Below are 21,618 nucleotides of genomic sequence, written 5' to 3'. Positions count from 1 at the left end.
AGGATAGTTATTATGAATTTATTAGGTAAATCTCTAGCGGTCGCGGCAATGGCGATGGTTGCGACAGGTGCTCAAGCGAGGATCGCCGGGGTTAAATTAACCGGTTTTGAAAACGATCCACAAGGTTCGGAGCTGTTTCTGAGTGTTTACAATCCGGATGCGCAAATTTCCTATGCACTGGATTTAGGCATACGGCACGCCGATTTTTTGGATAATCCGCAAGCAATGAATCACTCGATCAACAGCGATGCATTCAGCCAGTTTATGGCGGCAACCTCGCCAGGGGATAGAGTAATCTATAACATTGCCTCGGCTCACAATTCATTCGTCGATTTCGATAGCTTGAATTATTTGGGCATTTTAATGACATCCAAAAATGAAATTGCTGTCGACGTTTTCGACCGTTTTTCCAATTCATCAACAAAAATTGATCAACATATCGATCAATTGAATGCAAGATCGGGCGAATTGACCGGCACCAATCAACAAATCGCCGATAAAGCGGGTAATTTGGATTCCTATTCGGCACCAGGGCAAAGCGGTTATTTCCCGACAACTTGGGGTTCCAATATTGCTAATTCTTATTCAGGTAATCTTTCGTCTGAAGCTGGCGAATCGACCGGTTTTTGGTTGTGGGGCTTCGACATGGATCCCGATACGTTCGAGTTGACGCAGAAGGCGGTTTACCTCGGCGATTGGAACTTTTCGATTGAAAATGGCAGCGCTTCATTGAATTTCGCGCCGGTTCCGGTTCCAGCGGCGGTATGGTTTTTCGGCACGGGTCTGATGGGCTTGATCGCTGCTAAACGTCGTAAAGCATAAGAAAGTCGTTCAAACATGCCCGGGTAAAGGTCCGGGAGCATTTATTCACACTCATACCTAACAGAGAGAATGGTCATGAAAAAAAATATCGTAACGGCCGCCTTGGGCGCGGCTTTGATTGCCGGTTTTTCCGGCACGGCTTCGGCGTGGACGCCAAGCGATGTACCCGATTTGCGAATCAACATGTCGGGTGCTACTGCAATGGATAACTCTATCACCTCCCTGTTCACCAGCTTGTGTGATGCGGGTACTTTGCATAGCTACTTCAACGATGGTCCGAATCCGGGGAATCGTTACCGTGCCTTTTTCTGTACCTTGAGTCCGGATAAAGTCGACGGTTTATCGGCTAGCCAAAAAGTGTTGTTTGTCAAACGTTCCGCCGGCGGTTCCGCCCAAGGCGTCAATCCGCTGATCGATCAACAGCGCTTGGAAGCGATGAATATCTTTAACAATAATTGCACATTGTCGCCGACAGATACCGACCCGAACCGCTATTTATGCAGCATCAGCAATCCGGGCGATTTGGAATTGCGTTATTCCGATATCGGTATCTCGGACGTGGACGCCAAGATGTTTAGAGGCGTTAATACTCCGGCCGGTTTCAATCCTGTCAATCCGGAAAGTGCAGAAGATCTGGATAGCGTTTCGGTAGCTGCGTTGATATTCGGCGTTCCGGTCAATAATGCTTTATATGACGCGCTGCAAACCGCGCAAAGAGGCGAAGGCTTATTGCCTAACGATTGTACGATCGGCGAATATGCCCGCGAAGAATGTATCCCAAGTTTGACTAAACAACAAGTTGCGTCGTTGATAAGCGGCACAGTCAAAACATGGGACGATTTTAAAATCGACGGCATTCCGTTGACGCAATATCCGGGCGTTACGCCTTTGCCGGCCACTCGCGGCTCGAAGTTCGTCCGCTATTGCAAACGGGTCAACGGTTCCGGTACCGGTGCGCAACAATATGCGAAATTCCTGCATAACCCATGCGTTTCGGGGGCCTCTGAGCCAATGCAGTCTTCAAATATCTCAAGCGGTCCTATCGTAGTCCAAAACTCGGGTTCCGGCGATGTCGAATTGTGTTTGAACGATTATGAATTGGGCATCAACAACACGGGCGCTAACACAGGCTTTTTTACACCGACCACAAAAGCTTGGGCCTTAGGTACACAAAGTCTAGAAAAAAATGCCGATCAAGCATGGCCGTATAAATTTGTCAGAATCGACAATGTAGCTCCAACATTGGCTAATGCCTTCAACGGTAAATATTTTGATGTAGTCGAGATGACTTACCAATGGTTGAAACCCGGTGTCAACAAATTACCGGCTTGCGAAGGCGAACATTTTGCGACTTGCGGTCCACAACCACCGGTAGGCGATATTAAAGTCATTATCGAACAGATGCGTACGGAAGCAAGCGAACCTTCGGTTGTTGCCAGTATTTTGAATGTCAAATCGAACTATCCGTTCGGTAAGTCGGGATATTTGGCGCCGGCGATTCCATTTGCAACCGATGCGAGCTTTACCGGCGTCCTGAATGAAAATGCGCCAATCTGGCCGTATACCCATGACCTCGGCGCAGGCATCAATAACTGTGTGGTTCCAACGATTCCATCGGCAGTGGTCAACAAGCCGTTGCTGTAACGGACGAAAAGGAAATAGGCCCTGCAACGGGGCCGGCAAGGACGCAAAAATCACAGCCCCCGCAACGCGGGGGCTGACCTGTTTGTAAAAGCCAACAAAATTCTATGTATAGGAAGGTAGATTTGTCGTTTCGTTTGTTATGGGTGTTATGGGCCGGATTGTTAGGCAATGCCGCATTCGCGCAAGATGCCGATCATTTCGATCTATGGGAATTGCGCGTCAAGGGCAATACCTTGCTCGAACGCAAGGAAATCGAACGCACGGTCTATCCCTTTTTGGGCGAAGACAAAAATATCGATACGGTGGAAAAAGCGCGCGTAGCGCTTGAAGAAGTCTACCAAAAACAAGGTTTTCAGACGGTGTCGGTCGACATACCCGAGCAGGATGTGGTCGGCGGCGTCGTTTATTTAGAAGTCACCGAAGGCAGAGTGGCTCGGCTGCGCGTGACCGATTCGCGCTATTTTTCGTTGGGCGCCATCAAGTCCAAGGTGCCGGAACTGGCCGAAGGCAATGTGCCGAATCTGCCGAAAATGCAGGAACAATTGGCCGAACTCGGCAAGCAATCCTCGGATCGGACCGTGGTGCCGATCTTGCGCGCGGGCGACACGCCCGGCACGCTCGAAGTGGACTTGAAAGTCCGCGACGAATTGCCGCTGCACGGCAAGGTCGAGGTCAATGGGCGAAATGTCGCGAACACCAGCCGCTTGCGCACGATTGGTTCGATCCGTTACGACAATCTGTGGCAAAAATTTCATAGCGCCTCGTTCATGTATCAGGTTTCGCCCGAGATACCGGAAGAAGTCGAGGTGATGGTCGGTACCTATGTGATGCCGTTGTTCGATACCGAAAACCGCTTGGCGTTATACGCGGTTAGTTCGTCGTCAGAGTCGCAAATAGCCAGCGCGGGTGCCTTGTCGGTGGTCGGTATCGGCGATATTTACGGTGCGCGTTTGGTGATGCCGTTGCCCGGTAAGGACGAATATTTCCATACCTTGACGGCGGGCGTGGATTACAAGTCGTTCGACGAAGACCTGAACTTGATCGGCGCGGATACCTTGAAAACGCCGATTACCTATGTGCCTTTCATGGTGCAATATGCCGGCAATTTACGAGGCGAGGAGTCCTTGTTGTCGTTCAGCGTCGGTTTGAATTTTTCGATCCGCGGCCTCGGCAACGACGAGCAGGAATTTGCCGACAAGCGCTTTCAGGCGAAACCGAATTACATGATCGTCAACGGCGACATCGATTATTCGCGCAATCTGCCGTGGGGCATGCAGTTCATGACCCGGCTATCGGGGCAAGTATCCGACTCGCCGATCATCAGTAACGAACAATATTCGATCGGCGGCGATGAAAGCGTCCGGGGTTATTTCGAAACGCAAGTGTTGTCGGACGACGGCGTGCAAGGTTCTTTTGAATTGTATTCGCCGCGGCTGCTGCCGATGAACGAGGACTGGGAATGGGTTAATAATCTCAAAGGCTTGGTCTTTTTTGATGCCGGACGCGGTTGGTCGAAAGATGTGTTGGCCGGTACCGACAGCAAGTTCAATCTGGCCAGCGGCGGTTTCGGCATTCGGTTTCAAGCCTTGAAATATTTGATCGCCAATTTGGATGTCGCGTTTCCGTTTATCGCCGCAGGGACGATAGAAAGCGGTGATCCGAGGCTGCACTTTAGGGTCGCAGCCGAATTTTAAATAATGTGGGAGCGACGCCTACGTCAAGATGTCGAGGCCGATGAAGCTAAGCCGCGATTGACTTAATCGAAGCCGGCAAGGTTAAGCCGCTTTTTTTCGGGGCTTAGGTGTTTTGGCTTCGATTAGATCATCGGTTATTCAGTTTTTTCGACTTCCCCTCACCTAGCGTTAGGTGAGGGGCGATCAGGGGATGGAACCCACAGAGGCCAGGAGGGCAAAAAAAACACTGTGAGAGCGACGCCTACGTCGCAAATGATAGAAATTCAACAATGGCCTTAAGCCCAGCGGCTTCAGCCATTGATGCGGTAAATTGACGGAAAAGCCAAACCCGCCGCGAGGCGGGGACGGAAAGCCACGGGTCTTGAACGACGAGACGGCCGGGTTGCCACTATCGACGATTGACAATCGTATCCGACGCTTCGGCGGAGGAACATAACGAGGGCAACGAACATGGCTAACAAAAAACGAATTCAACCATCCGTCCGGAATCCGCACCGCTTTAGTCTCAAACGGTCGGCGGCCTGCGTAAAACTGGCCGTCGCCGGCGGCTTGGCGGTCGGTTCGATGTCGCCGGTGCAAGCCGAACTTCCGGTGCCGAGCGCGGTTTGGGCCAGCATGGGGCAAGCGACTAGGCAAGTGATCGGTAATCACATGCAGATCAATCAGCAGACCGATCGAGCGATCTTGAACTGGCAAAGCTTTAACATCGGCAAGGAGAATTCGGTCCATTTTCAACAGCCTTCGAGCACCTCGATCGCACTGAATAAAATTTTCCAAAACGACCCGAGCCGAATTCTCGGCGCATTGACCGCAAACGGCCAAGTTTATCTAGTCAACCGCAACGGCTTCGTATTCGGCAAGGATTCGCGCGTCGACGTGCGCGGCTTGGTAGCCTCCACGCTCGATATCTCGGACGACGTGTTCGATCAAGGCATCACCAAAGTATTTTCAAATTCGGGTTCAGCCGCATTTCAAAACAATGAATTCGTCCTCAGAGATCAAAACGGTGACGCCGTTCTTGACGATGGCGGTCAGCCGATAAAAGCGTTATTGGCAAAAGATGCGAACGGCAATCCGATTAGAGCGTCGATCACTCTCGAAGAAGGCGCGCAAGTAAAATCCGGTACCGGCGAGCGGATTTTGATCATCGCGCCGAAGATTACCAATAAGGGTTCGATACAATCGGACGACGGTCAAGTCATACTCGCAGCCTCCACCGATAAAGTCTATTTGCAGGAGGCGAGCGGCGATAGTGACGTTCGAGGGCTGCTTGTCGAGGTTGAAACCGGCGGCGATGTCAGCAATTTAGGAGAAATATCCTCAAGGCGCGGCAATGTCACCATGATCGGTTTCGCAGTCAACCAAAACGGGAAAGTGTCGGCGTCGACGTCGATCAATGTCAATGGAAGCATTCGGCTGATCGCCCGCGAAAAGGCCTCCGTATTTGAGACGGACGGTTTCGAAATGCGCGCGACCAGCACGACGCGGGGTGCCGATAACGGCGATGGTTTGGGTACGTCGGCCACGGTCAGTTTCGGCGAGAACAGCTTGACTGAAGTATTGCCGGAACTCGGTATGGGAGATACCGCGATCGACGAACAGATTCAGCCTTTGTCGAAGGTCGAAGTGATGGGACACAAGATTCATGTGCAGAAGAACGCCGATATCATCGTGCCGGGAGGCCGGGTCGATATGATAGCGACACAGAATCCTGTAAACCCGTTGCAAAATTCCGTCAACCGAAACAGTAGCCGTATTTTGGTCGATTCCGGCGCGACGATCGATGTGTCCGGTATCGCGACGACTGTGAAGGCGATGGAAAGCAATATCGTCGAAGTCGAATTGCGTTTGAACCAATTAAAAGACTCCCCTTTGCAGCGCGACGACATTTTGTTCGGTAAAACGATTTTGGTCGATATCCGCAAAGGATCTCCGATAGCCGATGTGCAGCCCGATATCGATGCGATTCAACGCACCTTGGGTGAGCGTTTAGCGAAAGGAGGCGAAATCAATCTGAGTTCGGAAGGCGATACCTTGGTCCGACAAGATGCGGTGCTCGATTTCTCGGGCGGTGCGGTGACTTATTTGGACGGCTTCATCACAACGACGAAACTAACTTCAAAGGGCAGAATTTTCGATATCAGCGAAGCGCATCCGTCTCTTAAGTACGACGGTATTTACGGGGAGGTTGTCAAGGTTTATGAAAAATGGGGCGTTAGAAAAGTCTGGAAAGTAGACGGACCTTTTTCATTGGCGAGACGCGAAGCCGGTTATATCGAGGGCCATGACGCCGGACGTTTGATCATAAAAAGCCCCAACGTACTAAACGAAGGTGAGCTGAAAGGCGGTACCGCAAGCGGGCGCTTGCAGCGGACTTTAGACAGTAAGGCCTATGGCGGCGAATTGCTGATTGACATGCGTGCGGCGTCCGCAGTGGTTCAATCGGTGATTTTATCGTCGGCTCAAAACCGAGTCGGAATGGAAGTCGATCTCGACGATCCTTTTCCGGTTAACGATCAAGGCTTGAATGTGGCATTGGCGATTCAATCCGGCATGATCGGAAAAAGCGGAATTCAAGACGTATCGATACTGACGCATGGCACGGTTGAGATTGCCCGCAATAGCACCGTCGGATTAGCGGATGGCGGAAGTCTACGTTTGCAAGGCGGCTCGATCAGCGTTAACGGTCATGTCAAAGGGGCCGGTGCCGATCTGTCGTTGACCACCGCGTTGAATGCGCAAACGATCGGAAGATTGGACGGCTCCATCAATATCGGCAGAGGCGCGACGATCGATTTGCAGGGCGAATGGGTCAATGATAGGGCAACGCCATTCGCTTTGATCGACAGTATGCCGGTATCGATCGGCGGCGGTAATTTTGTCGCAAGGGCCAACGGCGATATCGCATTGCAAGCCGCTAGCGTGATCGATGTCAGCGGTGGCGCATGGCTCAAAACCAACGGTACGATCGAGGCTGGCGAGGCCGGAAGCGTCCGAATGATCGCCGCAGCTGAAAACGTAGGATCCAACATCACCCTTGACGGTACGCTGAATGCTTACGGAATCAAAAACGGCGGAACACTGGAATTGGAAGCTAATGCGGTTGCGATACGGCGAAAGCGAGAAGACGAGATCGAAGGGTTGCGTCCGTTACAATTACAAGAAGGTTTTTTCGGACAAGGAGGATTTGCCAACTATATCATTAGGTCTAATGTCAACGGTCTGGTGGTCGACGATGGTGTAAACATCACCTTGCGGCAAGTTAATCGGGTCTTGGACGGAGCGGCAATAACTACGGGTAATGCCGATAGCATTGCCGCGATTTCGCGCGTATCGACCTTGCCGTTAATTCAAAGATCGCCGAGTTCGTTGGTGCTGGCTGCAAACCACTCGATTAATCCTAATCCTAATAGCCATTTGGAGATAGGCAGCAATGCTAAGATCGTTGCCGATCCTCTGAGCAGTATTTCGCTGATTTCGGATTCATCGTTGTTTTTCGACGGTTCGATTACGGCGCGAGCAGGCGATGTATTGATGTCTATAATTCCTCCAGTTAATCTGCCCGATCCGTTGTATCAACCGACACAGGGATTATGGCTTGGTGAAAATGCTCGAATTGATGTTTCCGGTATCGCAATCACGACTGTCGATGCATTAGGAAGGCTAGGCGGTGAGGTTTACGACGGCGGAAGTGTGATATTGGATGCGGCCCGGGGATTCGTCGCGACCAATAGCGGTTCGTTCATCAATGTGTCGGGCACTTCCGCTTCATTGAATTTGCCGCGTTTGAATCCCAACAGCTTTGGTTTAAGTTATGATCCGATCACTGTCGGTTCTCATGGGGGATCGATCGAGATATCGGCTGCCGAGGGTTTGTTTGTGGAGGGGCAGATGGCCGGGCGCCGCGGAAACGCACCGGGCACTTTAGGAGCCACGCTTTCGGTCGGTTTAGACGCAACGCGTCGAGATCCGGATGAGGGTGAAGGCATCATACTGAATTTTCCGAACGGACCGGGTGTTCTCCATATTTCGCAGCAAATTCAGCCGGTGTTGTTAGGTGCGTTTGCCGAAGCAGGCGATGCGTTACCCGTGCAATTGGCTAGAAAAGGTTATCTGGCTTCCGACCAAGTGAGCGGCGGTGGATTCGCCTCGTTAAATGTGCTTGCCGACGATGAAATTCGTTTTAAAGACGATATCGCTTTGAATATTCAAGGCTCGTTGGTGATGAATAGTCCCAAGTTCGGTTGGGTAAGTTCGAATCCGGGGAACGCAGGGCAAGTTGTTTTGAATGCGGCACAAGTAAAAATAGGATCGACCCGCCATCGCACGGCCATTGTCAATCCGACTGGTGGAAACGGTTCGTTAACGGTTAATGCCGATTTGATAGAACTGAACGGCGGCGCTTTTACCTCCGGTTTCAACGAGGTTAACCTAAATGCCTCAAACGATATTCGTTTGTTGGGCGAGCGTATTATTAATACGCAAATGGATTTTGTCGGCGAATTCATAACTTTCTCGAACTTGAATTTAGCGGCGAAACAGATTTATCCGACTACCTTGTCTCAATTTCAATTGGCCGTTATCGGCGATCCAAACGGTTCGATCGCCATTAAAGGAAGAGGCGAGGGCGCTCCGGTATTGTCTGCTTTCGGTAAATTGGCGTTCAAAGCTCCGAATATCGAACAGAATGGCGTAATCAAAGCGCCGCTCGGCGAAATTGTGTTGGACGCTGACAATTCCATCAAGTTAGGTGCGCAGAGTATGACTTCGGTATCCGCCGAAGGGCAAGTGATTCCGTTCGGGATTACCGAAGGCGGGTTGGAATGGCTTTACCCGGTAGGTAATCGCAATATCATCGTATCGGCTCCGGAAAAGCGGATATCATTAACGTCCGACCGAATTCAACGAGATGAAGGTGCCATGATCGATTTATCCGGCGGCGGAGACTTGTTAGCCTATGAATTCATTCCGGGTATCGGTGGCTCGATCGACGTGTTGTCGACCGGCGAATCGTTTGCAGTGATACCGGGATTTAACGGATATGCGCCGCATGATCCGTTTATTAGCACACAGGCCAATATCGATTTAGGCGCTACTGTCTACTTGGAAAGCAGCAGCGCTTTGCCGGCGGGTAATTACACAGTGCTACCCGCTCGATATGCATTGTTGCCCGGCGCCTATCTAATAACGCCGCAAGCGGGTACCAGGGATATGATGCCGGGTACTCGAACGGTTAATCTGGAAGGCGCTCCGGTCGTGTCGGGCTTTTTATCGATTGCGGGTACGAACGCTCAATCCCAACGCCGTGTGGGGTTTGCAGTCGAACCGGGAAGTATTGCATTAACTCGTTCGCAATTGAACTTGACGTCGGCAAACGAGTTTTTCGCGCAACAAGCCATTGCCAATGAAACGGCTATGCCGAGATTACCGAAGGATGCCGGTTATGTATTGTTCGATGCAAAAAACCGATTGGATTTGCCAACCGTCCGAGCAGAAGCTTCGAATGGCGGTCTGGCCGGTTTAGTTGACATCAATGCCGAAAACATTTCGATCGTTAATCAAAGCAACGGTTCGGTTGGTGGAGTTGTTCAGTTGACAACCGTTGATCTCAATAACCTAGAAGTTGGAAGTTTATTAATTGGCGGTTCGAGGTCCTTCGATAAGGCTACCGGCACGACAAAAATCGATGTTAAATCTGAAACGGTAACATTGAGCGAAGATACCGTTTTAGAGGGTGCTGAAATTATCTTGACCGCTACCGATACTCTGGAATTAAAAGAAAGGTCCATACTTGCCGCCGTTGGGGAGGCGAATGCGTCGGAGCAAACAAATATCTTGGATACGACGGGAGACGGAGCCTTAGTGAGAGTCTCAGTCGGAAATCAAGTCGTTAAAAATAGAACCGGCACAGTTGGAGCTAAAGGTGATCTAATCATTGGGCAAGATTCAACGATTGCTGCTTCAAATGGTTCTGTGCTTCTCGACTCTACTCGGCAATTGCGAATGAGCGGTGAAGTGGATGCCGGAAAATCCTTAAATATTAGCGCAGAGGCGATCAATTTAGGTGAAGTGGATAATTCATTAAACGGACTATCGCTCAACAATATGCAATTGAGTCGTCTGAATGTCGATGAATTGTCACTTAACAGCCGTGGAAACGTTAATATCTTCGGTAGCGTACACAGAACTGATGATGAAGGTAATTCCATTGTCGATAACGAAGGGAATTTTACATCGCTTGAATTCGGGAATTTGATCATCGATTCGGCAGGATTGGCCGGACATCAAATGAATGGCCAAAAGGCATTGGTTTCGGCAGAAACAATAACGCTGAAAAATAAAAATTCAATCAATGGAGTAGTCGGAGCGGGTTCGGGCGATCTTTATTTAATTGCCGATTCTATGGAAATAGGCGGGGGGACTTTCAAATTGTCCGGATTTAATTCGGTCGACTTGACAGGCAAGCAATCAATTACCGGAGTGGGTGATTCTTCGTTGACTTCTGTTGGAAATTTATCGATTACTAGCGGTTACCTGACCGGCGCGACCGGGTCTAAAACAACGATTGATGTAAGTGGACATAATTTGTCCATTGCCGCAATTCAAGACGTTCAAATGCCGAATAAATTCGGTATTGCCGCAGAGCTGAATTTAATAGCAGATGAACTGGCAATCGATGCGCCTTTGCTCTTCAGAAGCGGAGTTGTAAGGGCCGAAGCTAAAACCGGCGATGTTGTTTTAGCAGAAAATGGCTATATTGATGTTTCCGGCACAGTCGTTACGGCAGGATTGAGCGATCCTATTCACTTGCAAGCAGGTCATATCCAGCTGATTTCGCATCAACAAAATGTCGTTACGAATTCGGGAAGCCGGTTGTGGCTAAATGGAATCACCTCGGTCATGGACGCGGGGACTCTAGCGGTTTCGACGGTTCAAGGACAAGCGCAATTAAATGGCTCCATCAATGCGTTAGGAGGCAATTCGGCTTCTGGCGGAAACGTGAGGCTGGATGTTGCTTCGTTTTCGGATGCGGGGTTTAGCGGTATTAACACGCTGTTGTCGTCATCCGGTTTTACAGGGGCAATTGATATTCGATTGAGAGAAGGTAATTTATCGATCGCACAGCAAGACCATATCAACTCGCAAAATATCAATCTAGCCGTCGATAACGGTAAGCTCGATATAGCCGGAAAACTCGATGCCGACTTTGCGGATGGCGGTTCGATCAATTTGTCGTCGAGCGATGTGTTGACATTGGCGTCGACTGCCGAATTGACTGCCGTAGCCCTTAATCCGCAAGGTCACGGCGGTAAGGTCAAACTCTCGTCAATCGATGGCGGTGGTATCGTGATAGAAAACGGCGCAACAATCGATGTATCGGCGAATGGCGGTAAAGAAGGTGATGTGCATTTGAGAGCCGGGCGTCTAGGCGCTAATGACGTGAATATCGGCGCGATCGCTCAGGGTGCTATTCGCGGCGACACTAACGTTACGGTCGAAGCAGTCAAGATATTCGATTACAGCAATCTAAACAGTACTGCGATCAATACCATCAAAAACGATACTGCGGGTTATATGAGCGCAGTCGCAGTTAACGATTCTATAAATGACAAGTTCGGTACAGGATTTGAAATGGCCCCCGGCATTGAAGTCAGGTCAGCCGGTAATATCGCATTGTCGTCAAAATGGGATTTGGCCGATTGGCGTTATGGACCGAACGATACGCCCGGTTATTTAACACTAAGAGCCGCGGGCGATATCGTGCTGCAGCAGGATCTTAGCGATGCTTTCGCGCCCGGTGCGATTCCTTTTGCTGACAGCGGTTTCGAAATTCAGGTCGACGACATGTTGCAGTCGGGACGGTCGTGGAATTATAACGTCACGGCCGGCTCTCAAATTGCTGCAGCTAACAGTAAAGCAGTGACGGTTGGTATCGGCGATATCAAAATCGGTAACAACGTCAGAGTTCGAACTGGCACCGGAGATATCGATTTTACAGCGGGGCGCGACATCGCTTACGGCAATAATCGATCGGTCGTATATACCGCCGGTAGACCGGATGATGAGAATCCTTACGGTTTTAAACCGATTATAACAGGCTTAGATTTTTACGCGGAATATCCTATTGACGGCGGCGATATCAGCTTCAAAGCCGGACGAGACATAAAAGGTGCGGTGACTAATCAGTTGGTCACAGATTGGTTGTTGCGTACCGGCGACTGGACCCGTGGAGATAATGCGGAGAAAAGGCCCACGGCATGGGGTATTGGTCTTAGCGGAACCGAGTTTAAACCGTTGACGCCCGATTATCGGCAAAACGTGGGAGCATTGGGCGGCGGTAATGTTTCGATAACCGCTGCGCGTAACATAAATGATCTGTCGGTTGTGATTCCGACGACTGGTAAGCAAATCGGTCAGCCAGCCGATCAGTCCGATGGGTTCGATACCGATTATTTGACTAATGTTGTCGAAGTTAACGGCGGCGGCGATCTTTCGATTAATGCAGGCGCCAATATCGCAGGTGGCATGATTTATGTCGATAAAGGGACTGCCGATATCGTTGCAGGCGGCTCTTTGACGGCCGGTTCCAATCAAGGTAGAAGTCCCATTTTGGCCTTGGGGGATTCGCAACTGAATGTTACGGTTGCAAAAAATATCGCATTGGAAGCGATACTCGACCCAATGGTTTTACCGCAGGGGAAAATAACGGATAAGGAAAATCTGTTTTTTAGATACAGTGCCGACAGTCAAGTCACTCTGACATCGATTACTGGCGACGTGGTTCTAAAAAATAATGTGTCATCCATGACTTCCTTATTCAATCAACTTAATTTTGCGCAGAACGGCGCATTGACTGCGTTGAGAGTATATCCCGCTTCGCTGTCCGCTTACGCATTGAGTGGTGATGTTAAGTTGGACGGCAGCTTGATCATGTACCCAAGCGCTCAAGGGCAACTGGAGTTGTATGGTGCTAAAAACATTACCACGGGCAATACCGGTAATCCTGTGAATATTGTGATGTCTGATACCGATCCTGCTTTGCTGCCTTCGATGTCGATGCCCGCGCAAAATTATTTAGAATTGTCGCGACGTTTAACTATTTCAGGTCAAGGCGATCCGAGTATGATTTATTCAACAATTCCTAATCATATTAATGACGTTCAACCTGTTTTAATTAGTACCGGAACCGGCAATATAATCGGTAAGGATCCTTTGCTGTTTGTTTCAGCAAAGCATGCCGAAGTCATGTCGGGCAATGATATACGCAATGTTAGTTTTCAGATTCAACATAATTTTAATGACGCTCAGTCGGTCATAACTGCAGGACGGGATATTAAATTCGATATCGCCAGAAATTCATTGACCGGTGCTCTGACTAACAGAGTGCAAAAGATCGAGACTTCCGGGCCGGGACAATTGACTGTGCTGGCCGGCCGTAATGTCGATCTCGGATCTTCCGACGGTCTCTTTACGGTCGGGAATCAAGTCAATCCGGCATTGGCCGAGGACGGTGCGAGTATCGACGTGATTGCCGGGCTGGCTAAAACGAACATCGATGTTGCCGCCTATGCCGCCGGTTTTCTAAATGACGGCGGCGTTTTCGGCGAGAACTATCGCCAAGCGGTGACCGATTATATGCGGCGCTTGACTGGCGATGACAGTTTGTCCGGAGACTTAGCGGCCGAAGCTTTCAAGGCTTTGGCGTCGGTCGAGCAGGCGCATTTCAATGCGCACTTTCTGGATGCGTTGAGAACGACTTTCAACGATCAGATGAAAGTACAGGGCAATAAGTTCTCGGTTGCAAAAAACGGATTCGATAATGCCGGCGACGACGATGAGCGTTTTAAATTTAAACTGGAAATGGATTCCGCTCAGTTAGAGCTGTTGGCTGTGACTGAAGCATTGTTTCCCGGCACGACAGCCTTGGCGGGAGTTGACGGATATTCTATCGATCCGGTCAATGGCATTATATTTGACGGCGGTAACGATGCCGGCAGTATCTTGAGTGCTGCCTTCGGTAAACCGAGAAATAAACTACAAACCGGCGACATATCGATGTTCTTCAGCAAGATACACTCGACCGATGGCGGCGATATCAATTTGTACGCGCCAAATGGAGGCGTTAATGCCGGTTTGGCGGTTAATTCCAGCGGCGCTAAAGACGCATCGGATTTGGGTGTGGTCGCGATCAAAAAAGGCGCCGTTCACTCGCTGGTACGCGATGATTTCCAAGTCAACACGACTCGGGTGATGACGCTGGGCGGAGGCGATATCGTGATCGGTTCGACCGAAGGCGATATCGATGCCGGACGAGGAGCGAAAACAGCCTTGGCGGCACCGCCGCCGATCGTTCGCTTCGATGAGAAGGGTAACATGATCGTAGAATTACCGACTGCGGTCGCCGGTAGCGGCATCCGCGCGAATCAGGCGCCGGACGGTTCGCAGGGCGATGCCTTGCTATTCGCATTTCAAGGCATCATCGACGCATCGGAAGCCGGCGTCGGCGGTAAGGACGTCACGGTCGGCGCGACCGCGATCGTCGGGTCCGACAACATCGATGTCGGCGGCGTGTCGGTCGGCGTGCCGGCGGCATCGTCGGGCAGTATCGCCGCCGGCTTGGGTAATGTCGGGAACGTCGCGGCGGCCGTCCAGCAGGCGGTCGATAGTTCGGCCGATGCCGGTAAAGATGCTTCGGACAAAATGGCCAGCGCGGCCGCGTTGGGCATCATCAGCGTCGATATCGTCGGGTTCGGTGACGAGGACGTGCGTTAATGGTTCGAAACGACAGAGGATTTCGTTTCGGTTTACTGGAACGGCGTTGCGGTCAGTAAAGGCGTAAGGCGCGCATCGCGCTCCTGGGTTGGACATATCGTTGGCTTCTGCGCCGTGAAAAGGTGCGCGATGCGCACCCTACGGTGCTAGTTCTGTCTTAGTTATTTAGAGAAAGAACATGGTGCCTAAATTTGTTGTGCCCAAGTAAGGGATCAAGCTAAGGGAAGTAGGATTCGAAAGTTTTATTCCTATAGCCGAGCGAACGCTAAAGAGTCTTCGAATCGTCATAATAATGTCACAAATTCCTGAAATAATTTCACTTTAAGTTAAGTACTGAGAGCACCAATGAAACGATTTGGATTTTTGTTATTTTTTTTGATGCTGATGCCGCAAATGGCCTGCGCATGGTGGAACGCCGATTGGAGTTACAAGAAAAAAATAGATCTGGATCTTAAACAGGCGGGAGTTAGCGTTCCGGAAGATGCTGTGGCATTGATCCGTTTGCACACCGGCAATTTTGCCTATTTTATGGATATAGCGGATTTGGGTAAGGATATTCGCTTTATGGCGGGAGACGACAAAACGCCGTTGAAGTTTTATGTCGAAAAATTGGACTCAATCAATGAAATGGCATTGATTTGGGTCAAGTTGCCGAAGGATATTACAAAGGCCCCGGAACCTACCCTGTATATGTATTACAGTAATCCCCTGGCGCCTGACGGGCAGGATGCGGCCGGTGTTTTTCCTGTCGATCAAATCTTGAGCCTGCCGTTTACGAAGGATGGCGTTGCCGACATGACCGCTTATGCGAATCATCCGTCCGAAGCGACTGCCTCGGCAGGAGAAGGCGGCTTGATTGGGCATTCGGGAGTTTTTGAAGGGGAGCAAATCGTTCGGATACCGGCTTCCGCGTCTTTACTGACGGCTCCCGAGCCCGGTTGGACTTTGTCTACATGGTTGAAAATCGATCAGCCGAATGAAGATGGGGTGATCTTTCAAAGAACCGGAGCTACAGGAAGCCTGACTCTTTCTGTTAGAGAACAGTCGGCGAACTTAGAGATTGCCGATGCTTCCGGCGAACTGCAAACGTTCCCGATTTCTACGCCCTTAACGCCGGGCAGTTGGCATCATTTCGCCGCAATTGTAACTGCCGATAAGGCAGTGATTTATTTGGATGGAGCCGAGGCCGAATCATTTCCGGTAGTGGTGCCCGATTTGGAAGGCGATATTACCATTGGCGCCGATGCCTATGGCGCGCGCGGACTGGTCGGTGCGATCGATCAATTGAGTGTTTACAAGTCTCCGCGTTCGGCAGAAGCGATCAAGTTCGATGTTTTGATGCAAGGTCAGGCTTCGCCTTTATTGGTGTATGGTGAAGACTTGTCGCCGGAATCCGAAGACGGCGGCGGGTCGCATGTTTTGTCGACGATGCAGCATGTCTCCCTCGATGGGTGGATTATCATCGGGATCTTGGCGGTGATGTTGGTTATCAGCTTTTTGGTGATGGCCGCGAAAGCGTTGGTCTTGATCAAGAATCACAAGGAAAACCGCAGCTTCGAAGACGAGTTCATGAAGTTGAAAACCGCCGAATTGGAAGCACTGAACCATGAAGATACCGAAGACGACGAAGCGGTCAATGCCTCGCCGTTACTGGCTTCGCTGACCGGGGGACATGAACGTTTTACCGGGTCTTCCGTTTACCGGTTGTATCATGTCGGTATTGAAGAACTGCACAATCGCCTTGCCAAGAGTGTCGGCGCCGATGTTGCCGAGGCGTTTGTTTCCGAAAAAGGCATGGATTCGATCCGAGCAGCGATGGAATCTTGTTTGATTCGAGAAACGCAAAAACTCAATAGTCTGATGGTGTTACTGACCATTTCTATTTCCGGCGGTCCATTTTTAGGTCTGCTCGGTACCGTAATCGGGGTTATGGCGACCTTCGGCGAAATCGCGGCAAGTGGCGAGGTTAACGTCAATGCGATCGCGCCCGGTATTGCTGCGGCATTGGCTACAACCGTTGCCGGTCTGGTTGTCGCGATTCCGTGTTTGTTCGGTTATAACTATTTGAATAGTCGTATTAAATTGATTACCGCCGATATGTATATTTTTGTCGACGAGTTCACGGCCAAGTTGTCGGAACGCTATAGCAGCTGATAAGCCCACACCTCATGAATTACCGTGCTATGCGAAGCTAATTAGCCTATTGCGGCACGGTCAAAGCCGAACGAGCCATTTATTATGCGTTACAAAGAAGAGCTGGAAAGTTATGACGATATTAATGTCACGTCCATGTTGGATTTGGCTTATGTACTGTTGATTGTGTTCATTATCATGACCACGGCCGCCGTGCAGGGCATTACCGTCAATTTGCCGAAAGCCAGCGATACGCCTAGCTTGGCCAAGCCGAAAACCAAGGCAATCACGATCACTGCAGACGGGACGATTTTTCTCGATACTTACCCGGTAACGTTGGAGCAGTTGGAGTCATTGTTGCAACAGTACCGTGCGGCCGATCCGGAATTGCCGGTGATCATCAAAGGCGATGCGACCGTGCAATATCAGAACGTCGTCGATGTGTTGGCTTTATTGGGCCGCATCGATATTACGCAGATCGGTCTGGTGACGCAGAACTTAGTCAAATAATGCGTTTATGAGTAAGCATAAAAGTTGGAAGGTGCATCTGCCGAAGATCATCGGCGGTGTGATCGGTGCGATTTTGGTCGCATTGATCATTTACGGCATTAGCAATTTCAAGCAAGACAGCGACGGGCGGCCACAAAAAAAGATTCAGCCGATTACTTTACTAAAACCGCCTCCGCCTCCGCCGCCGCCGCCGAAAATTGAGAAGCCGCCCGAGCCGGAAAAGATCGAGGAAAAGATCCCGGAGCCTGATCCGGAGCCTGAAAATCTTCCGGATGTCGACGACGCGCCGCCTGCTGACAGTCTAGGTCTGGATGCCGACGGCAGCGCCGGTTCCGACGGTTTCGGCTTGGCTGCTCGCAAAGGCGGGCGCGGCTTGTTGAGCGGTAATCCCAATGCTTGGTACGGCAATATCATCAAGAATCAAATGCTGGATATTTTGTCGGATCGCGATGAGCTAAGGCGAACACGATATACCGCAACGGTAAGAGTTTGGGTCGATACAAAAGGTAATGTCAAACGATTCGAATTAGTCAGAGGGAGTAACGATGCTCGCATTGATGACGCTTTGCAAATGACACTCGCCAAGTTGAAACGCATAAATAAAGCTCCGCCGGTCGGGATGAAGCAGCCGATCAAATTTCGAATTACGAACCGCATTTAACTTCAGTTAATGGGAAAGACAATGTTACAGAAAAAGGCTGTCACGGCCTTAGTGTTGTTGAGCGTTCTAGGACCGGTACAGGCCGGCGAAAAAGAAGAATTGCTGAAACTGCGCAGCACGACGGAAAGTTTGATTAAACAATTGGTCAAACAAGGTATTTTGACCGAAGAAACCGCCGAAACGATGTTCAAGGAAGCCGAAGCCGAGGCAGGTAAGATCGCATCGCAAGCAAGGACCGCAGCAGCGCTCAGCAATGCCGCATCGGTTGGTGAACCCGACGATGAGGAGGTACGGGTTTCCTATATTCCCGATTTCATCAAAGATCAAATTCGCGACGAGATTCGCGCGGAACTACGCGAGGATGTGACTGGCGACGTGATCAGCAAGGCCAAGGAAGAAGGTTGGGGCTTGGCCGACGCGTTGCCGGAATGGACGCGGAAGTTTAAGTTATCGGGGGATATGCGTTTGCGGTATGAGCCGGTGTTTTATGCGGATAGCAATACGGCTCCCGGTCCTAGTTTCCCTAATGTCCAGGCGATCAATCAATTAGGAGGGTTGACGAACGCTATCGCCAGGCAAGAAGCATTCGAAAACACGCAGACGAACAATCAGCGTTTTCGCCAACGTTTTCGTCTAGGAATCGAAGCCAATATCGCGGAAGGCTTAAAGGCGGCAGTGCGATTGTCGACCGGCAATTTCCGCGATCCTGTATCGACGAATCAGACATTGGGACAAACCGGCGATCGTTATGAATTCAGTGTCGATCGAGCCTATCTGCAATACGACGATGTCGACAGTTTTGGTTTTAATTGGCTTTCTCTGATGGGAGGACGGATCAAGAATCCATTCTTCGTCGGAGGCGGCGAGTTCACTGGTGGCTCCGAGATGGTTTGGGATCCCGATTTGTCCTTCGAGGGTTTTGCCGCGACTTACCGCTATAATCTGGGTTTGGCCAACGGACTCGGCGATGATGCGCGCATGATTTATGCGACTGCCGGTGCCTTTCCATTGCAGGAAGCACCGTTCAGCCACAACGATAAATGGTTATTCGGCGGGCAGCTTGGGATGAACTGGGGATTCAAAAATCACGACAGTCTCAAATTCGCCGTGGCTTATTACGATTATAAAAATATTGCTGCTCGACCTAATTCGACAGAGCCGAATACTTGCGATTTGAATAATCGAGAAAACACCGCATCGATGCCCGAGTTCATGCAAGGCGGAAATAGCCTGGCTACGATTTGTTATGAAGGGACACAATCGGCCTCCACTCAAATACCTCAAATGTTAGGTCTTGCATCCGATTTCAATATCATCAACGCTACGTTACGTTACGATATGTCCCTGTTCGACGATGTTCATCTGACATTTTCAGGAGACTATGCGAAGAATATTGGCTTCGATAGCGCCAAGGTTGCGGCGAGAAGGGTGCTTGGTGCGGGTGAGGTCGACGAGCAAACTACAGCTTGGCAAGTTCGTGCCGACTTGGGTTGGCTTCGAGTCGATAAGAAAGGTAACTGGAGCACTTTCGTCGCCTACAAACGGGTCGAGCGGGATGCCGTCCTCGATGCATTTACGGATTCGGACTTTCATCTCGGCGGTACGAACGCGAAAGGCTGGATTCTCGGCGCTAACTATGCGTTGCTAAACAACGTCTGGCTGACCAGTCGCTGGTTGAGCGCCGATGCGATTACGGGTCCTCCGTTCGCCGTCGACGTGTTTCAATTCGATATTAACACTAAATTCTAAGCCGATGTTAAACAAGGCCGACATAGTTAAATCGATCGCATTGGCGCTTGCCGTTGCTTCAATGACGGTTAATGAAGTTCATGCTCAGGCGGCGCGCCGAGACGACGGCGGTAGCGCGCGTGTCATCAACAAGCTGCAGGCGATGGTCCGAGAGATGACCGCCGAGCGCGATGCGTTGAAATCCGAAAATGAAACGCTGGCCGCCGAGATCGAAACGCTGAAAGAGCAGCATGAAGCGGCGGTTTCTCGTGAAGAAAAGTTGAGCGGCGAGTTGGACACGCAAAAAAGTACCAATGAAGCGGTTCGCGGTCGGCTCGATCAAACCCATGAGAAATTGGTAGAGGTTGTCGAAAAATATAAGGTTTTGAATCAGGCCAAAAACCAATTGAGCCTGGAACATGCCGAGTTGCAAAAACTACAAGAGTTTACCGTTTCGGAGCTGGATTCCTGCGAGGATAAAAATATCAAGATGTATCAAGCAACGCGAGACATGCTCAAAGATTATGGCGGACAAAGTCTTTGGGCGCGATTGGTGCAGGCCGAGCCGGTTTTTCAATTCAAAAGCGTCGAACTCGAAAACATCATTCAGGAATACGAAGACAAGTTGATCGAGCAAAAGTACAGGCGCAAGACCGAGCCTGAAGACGTTTACGAAGAAAGCGAAGGCGCCGAAGATGCTGAAGTTTCCGCACCGGAACCTGAAGAAGCTCAGGAGATGGACGAAATGGAAAGTCAAGAGGATGGCGGCTAGAAGAGTAAATGGCTAGCCGTTGCGATATACAAAACCCGTCCTGCTGGAGCATCTGAGTCCTCTGATGTGGGAGCGATCCCCTGATCGCGATTTCGAAGTCGGGAACGTTGGGCGACAAAAAATAGTATCGAAGCCTCATTAGCTAAGATTGCAAAACAGTAATTTTTGACTTATGTATAACGATGAGCGGTCCTCCGTGGGAATGCATACCGATCTTGCTTCGGCAGCCAACCTATAGATTCCAACAGAGGACAGTGGGAATCAGAAGTTCAATCGGTCGGGTAGGCAGGTCTCGGGAAGCCAGAGCTTCCGGTCTCTGCCCTCCCAAGCTAGAGCTTGGGAAGGAGCGATAACAGAGTTCGTCGTATACCTGGAAACGGTGCTGTTTGATAAATCTGCGGATATTGAACATCAGTGGCTTCGAAATCGCGACAAAGGCGTCGCTCCCACAAGGGGGCGGATGCTCTGTGGGAGCGATCCCCAGATCGCGATTTCGAAGTCGGGAACGTTGGGCGACAAAAAATGGTATCGAAGCCTCATTAGCTAAGATTGCAAAACAGTAATTTTTGACTTATGTATAACGATGAGCGGTCCTCCGTGGGAATGCAAATCGATCTTGCTTCGGCAGCCAACCTATAGATTCCAACAGGGGACAGTGGGAATCAGAAGTTCAATCGGTCGGGTAGGCACGTCTCGGGAAGCCAGAGCTTCCGGTCTCTGCCCTCCCAAGCTAGAGCTTGGGAGGGAGCGATAACTTATACCTATTGCCTCGCCGGCTCGCTTCCGCTCTTAGAAAATGCGGGGAGCACTTTAGTCGGCTAATACAGCACGGTGCTAGGCTGTCGAAATTTACCGATTTTCAGGTCAGAAAAAATGACTGT

9 protein-coding genes and 1 riboswitch are annotated in these 21,618 nt (G+C 50.4%); all 9 genes read left to right on the top strand.

Annotation, left to right across the window (positions count from 1 at the left end):
• Nucleotides 1-12 precede the first annotated feature (12 nt).
• The 9 genes from ACINK7_RS15285 to ACINK7_RS15245 all read left to right on the top strand — a co-directional run bounded on the left by ACINK7_RS15285 (nt 13) and on the right by ACINK7_RS15245 (nt 20,737).
• Nucleotides 13-822: a hypothetical protein gene (locus ACINK7_RS15285; RefSeq protein ID WP_404356510.1), complete on the top strand. Its 810-nt coding sequence runs from the start codon at nt 13-15 to the stop codon at nt 820-822.
• Nucleotides 823-897: 75 nt separating this feature from the next.
• Entirely contained in the window at nt 898-2,466 is a 1,569-nt protein-coding gene (locus tag ACINK7_RS15280; protein ID WP_404356508.1) for a hypothetical protein, read from the top strand.
• Nucleotides 2,467-2,570: 104 nt separating this feature from the next.
• Nucleotides 2,571-4,160, top strand: a complete 1,590-nt coding sequence (locus tag ACINK7_RS15275) for a ShlB/FhaC/HecB family hemolysin secretion/activation protein (protein ID WP_404356506.1) — start codon at nt 2,571-2,573, stop codon at nt 4,158-4,160.
• A 311-nt stretch (nt 4,161-4,471) separates the two neighbouring features.
• A riboswitch (cyclic di-GMP riboswitch) is annotated at nt 4,472-4,550 on the top strand.
• A 60-nt stretch (nt 4,551-4,610) separates the two neighbouring features.
• On the top strand, nt 4,611-14,933 hold the full coding sequence (locus ACINK7_RS15270; RefSeq protein ID WP_404356504.1) for a filamentous haemagglutinin family protein: 10,323 nt from the start codon (nt 4,611-4,613) through the stop codon (nt 14,931-14,933).
• A 345-nt stretch (nt 14,934-15,278) separates the two neighbouring features.
• Nucleotides 15,279-17,087 (top strand): DUF2341 domain-containing protein, encoded by a 1,809-nt coding sequence (locus ACINK7_RS15265; RefSeq protein WP_404356502.1) that lies wholly within the window; start codon nt 15,279-15,281, stop codon nt 17,085-17,087.
• 84 nt (nt 17,088-17,171) lie between these two features.
• Complete coding sequence (locus ACINK7_RS15260) at nt 17,172-17,576, top strand: biopolymer transporter ExbD (RefSeq protein ID WP_125220254.1); 405 nt, start codon at nt 17,172-17,174, stop codon at nt 17,574-17,576.
• A gap of 7 nt (nt 17,577-17,583) precedes the next feature.
• Complete coding sequence (locus ACINK7_RS15255; RefSeq protein ID WP_404356500.1) at nt 17,584-18,237, top strand: energy transducer TonB; 654 nt, start codon at nt 17,584-17,586, stop codon at nt 18,235-18,237.
• A 21-nt stretch (nt 18,238-18,258) separates the two neighbouring features.
• Nucleotides 18,259-19,986 (top strand): putative porin, encoded by a 1,728-nt coding sequence (locus ACINK7_RS15250; protein ID WP_404356498.1) that lies wholly within the window; start codon nt 18,259-18,261, stop codon nt 19,984-19,986.
• A gap of 4 nt (nt 19,987-19,990) precedes the next feature.
• The gene (locus tag ACINK7_RS15245) at nt 19,991-20,737 is read left to right on the top strand and encodes a hypothetical protein (RefSeq protein ID WP_404356496.1); all 747 of its coding nucleotides are present in this window, start codon (nt 19,991-19,993) and stop codon (nt 20,735-20,737) included.
• Nucleotides 20,738-21,618: the final 881 nt, after the last annotated feature.

The sequence above is a fragment of the Methylotuvimicrobium sp. KM1 genome (genome assembly GCF_044788715.1).
Taxonomy (GTDB): Bacteria; Pseudomonadota; Gammaproteobacteria; order Methylococcales; family Methylomonadaceae; genus Methylotuvimicrobium.
This window is presented reverse-complemented; position numbering and strand designations above follow the sequence as displayed.

Coding starts and splice junctions, on each gene's coding strand:
- ACINK7_RS15265 (WP_404356502.1), top strand. CDS start 15,279: ATGAAACGATTTGGATTTTTGTTATTTTTTTTGATGCTGATGCCGCAA.
- ACINK7_RS15285 (WP_404356510.1), top strand. CDS start 13: ATGAATTTATTAGGTAAATCTCTAGCGGTCGCGGCAATGGCGATGGTT.
- ACINK7_RS15245 (WP_404356496.1), top strand. CDS start 19,991: ATGTTAAACAAGGCCGACATAGTTAAATCGATCGCATTGGCGCTTGCC.
- ACINK7_RS15280 (WP_404356508.1), top strand. CDS start 898: ATGAAAAAAAATATCGTAACGGCCGCCTTGGGCGCGGCTTTGATTGCC.
- ACINK7_RS15260 (WP_125220254.1), top strand. CDS start 17,172: ATGCGTTACAAAGAAGAGCTGGAAAGTTATGACGATATTAATGTCACG.
- ACINK7_RS15250 (WP_404356498.1), top strand. CDS start 18,259: ATGTTACAGAAAAAGGCTGTCACGGCCTTAGTGTTGTTGAGCGTTCTA.
- ACINK7_RS15255 (WP_404356500.1), top strand. CDS start 17,584: ATGAGTAAGCATAAAAGTTGGAAGGTGCATCTGCCGAAGATCATCGGC.
- ACINK7_RS15270 (WP_404356504.1), top strand. CDS start 4,611: ATGGCTAACAAAAAACGAATTCAACCATCCGTCCGGAATCCGCACCGC.
- ACINK7_RS15275 (WP_404356506.1), top strand. CDS start 2,571: ATGTATAGGAAGGTAGATTTGTCGTTTCGTTTGTTATGGGTGTTATGG.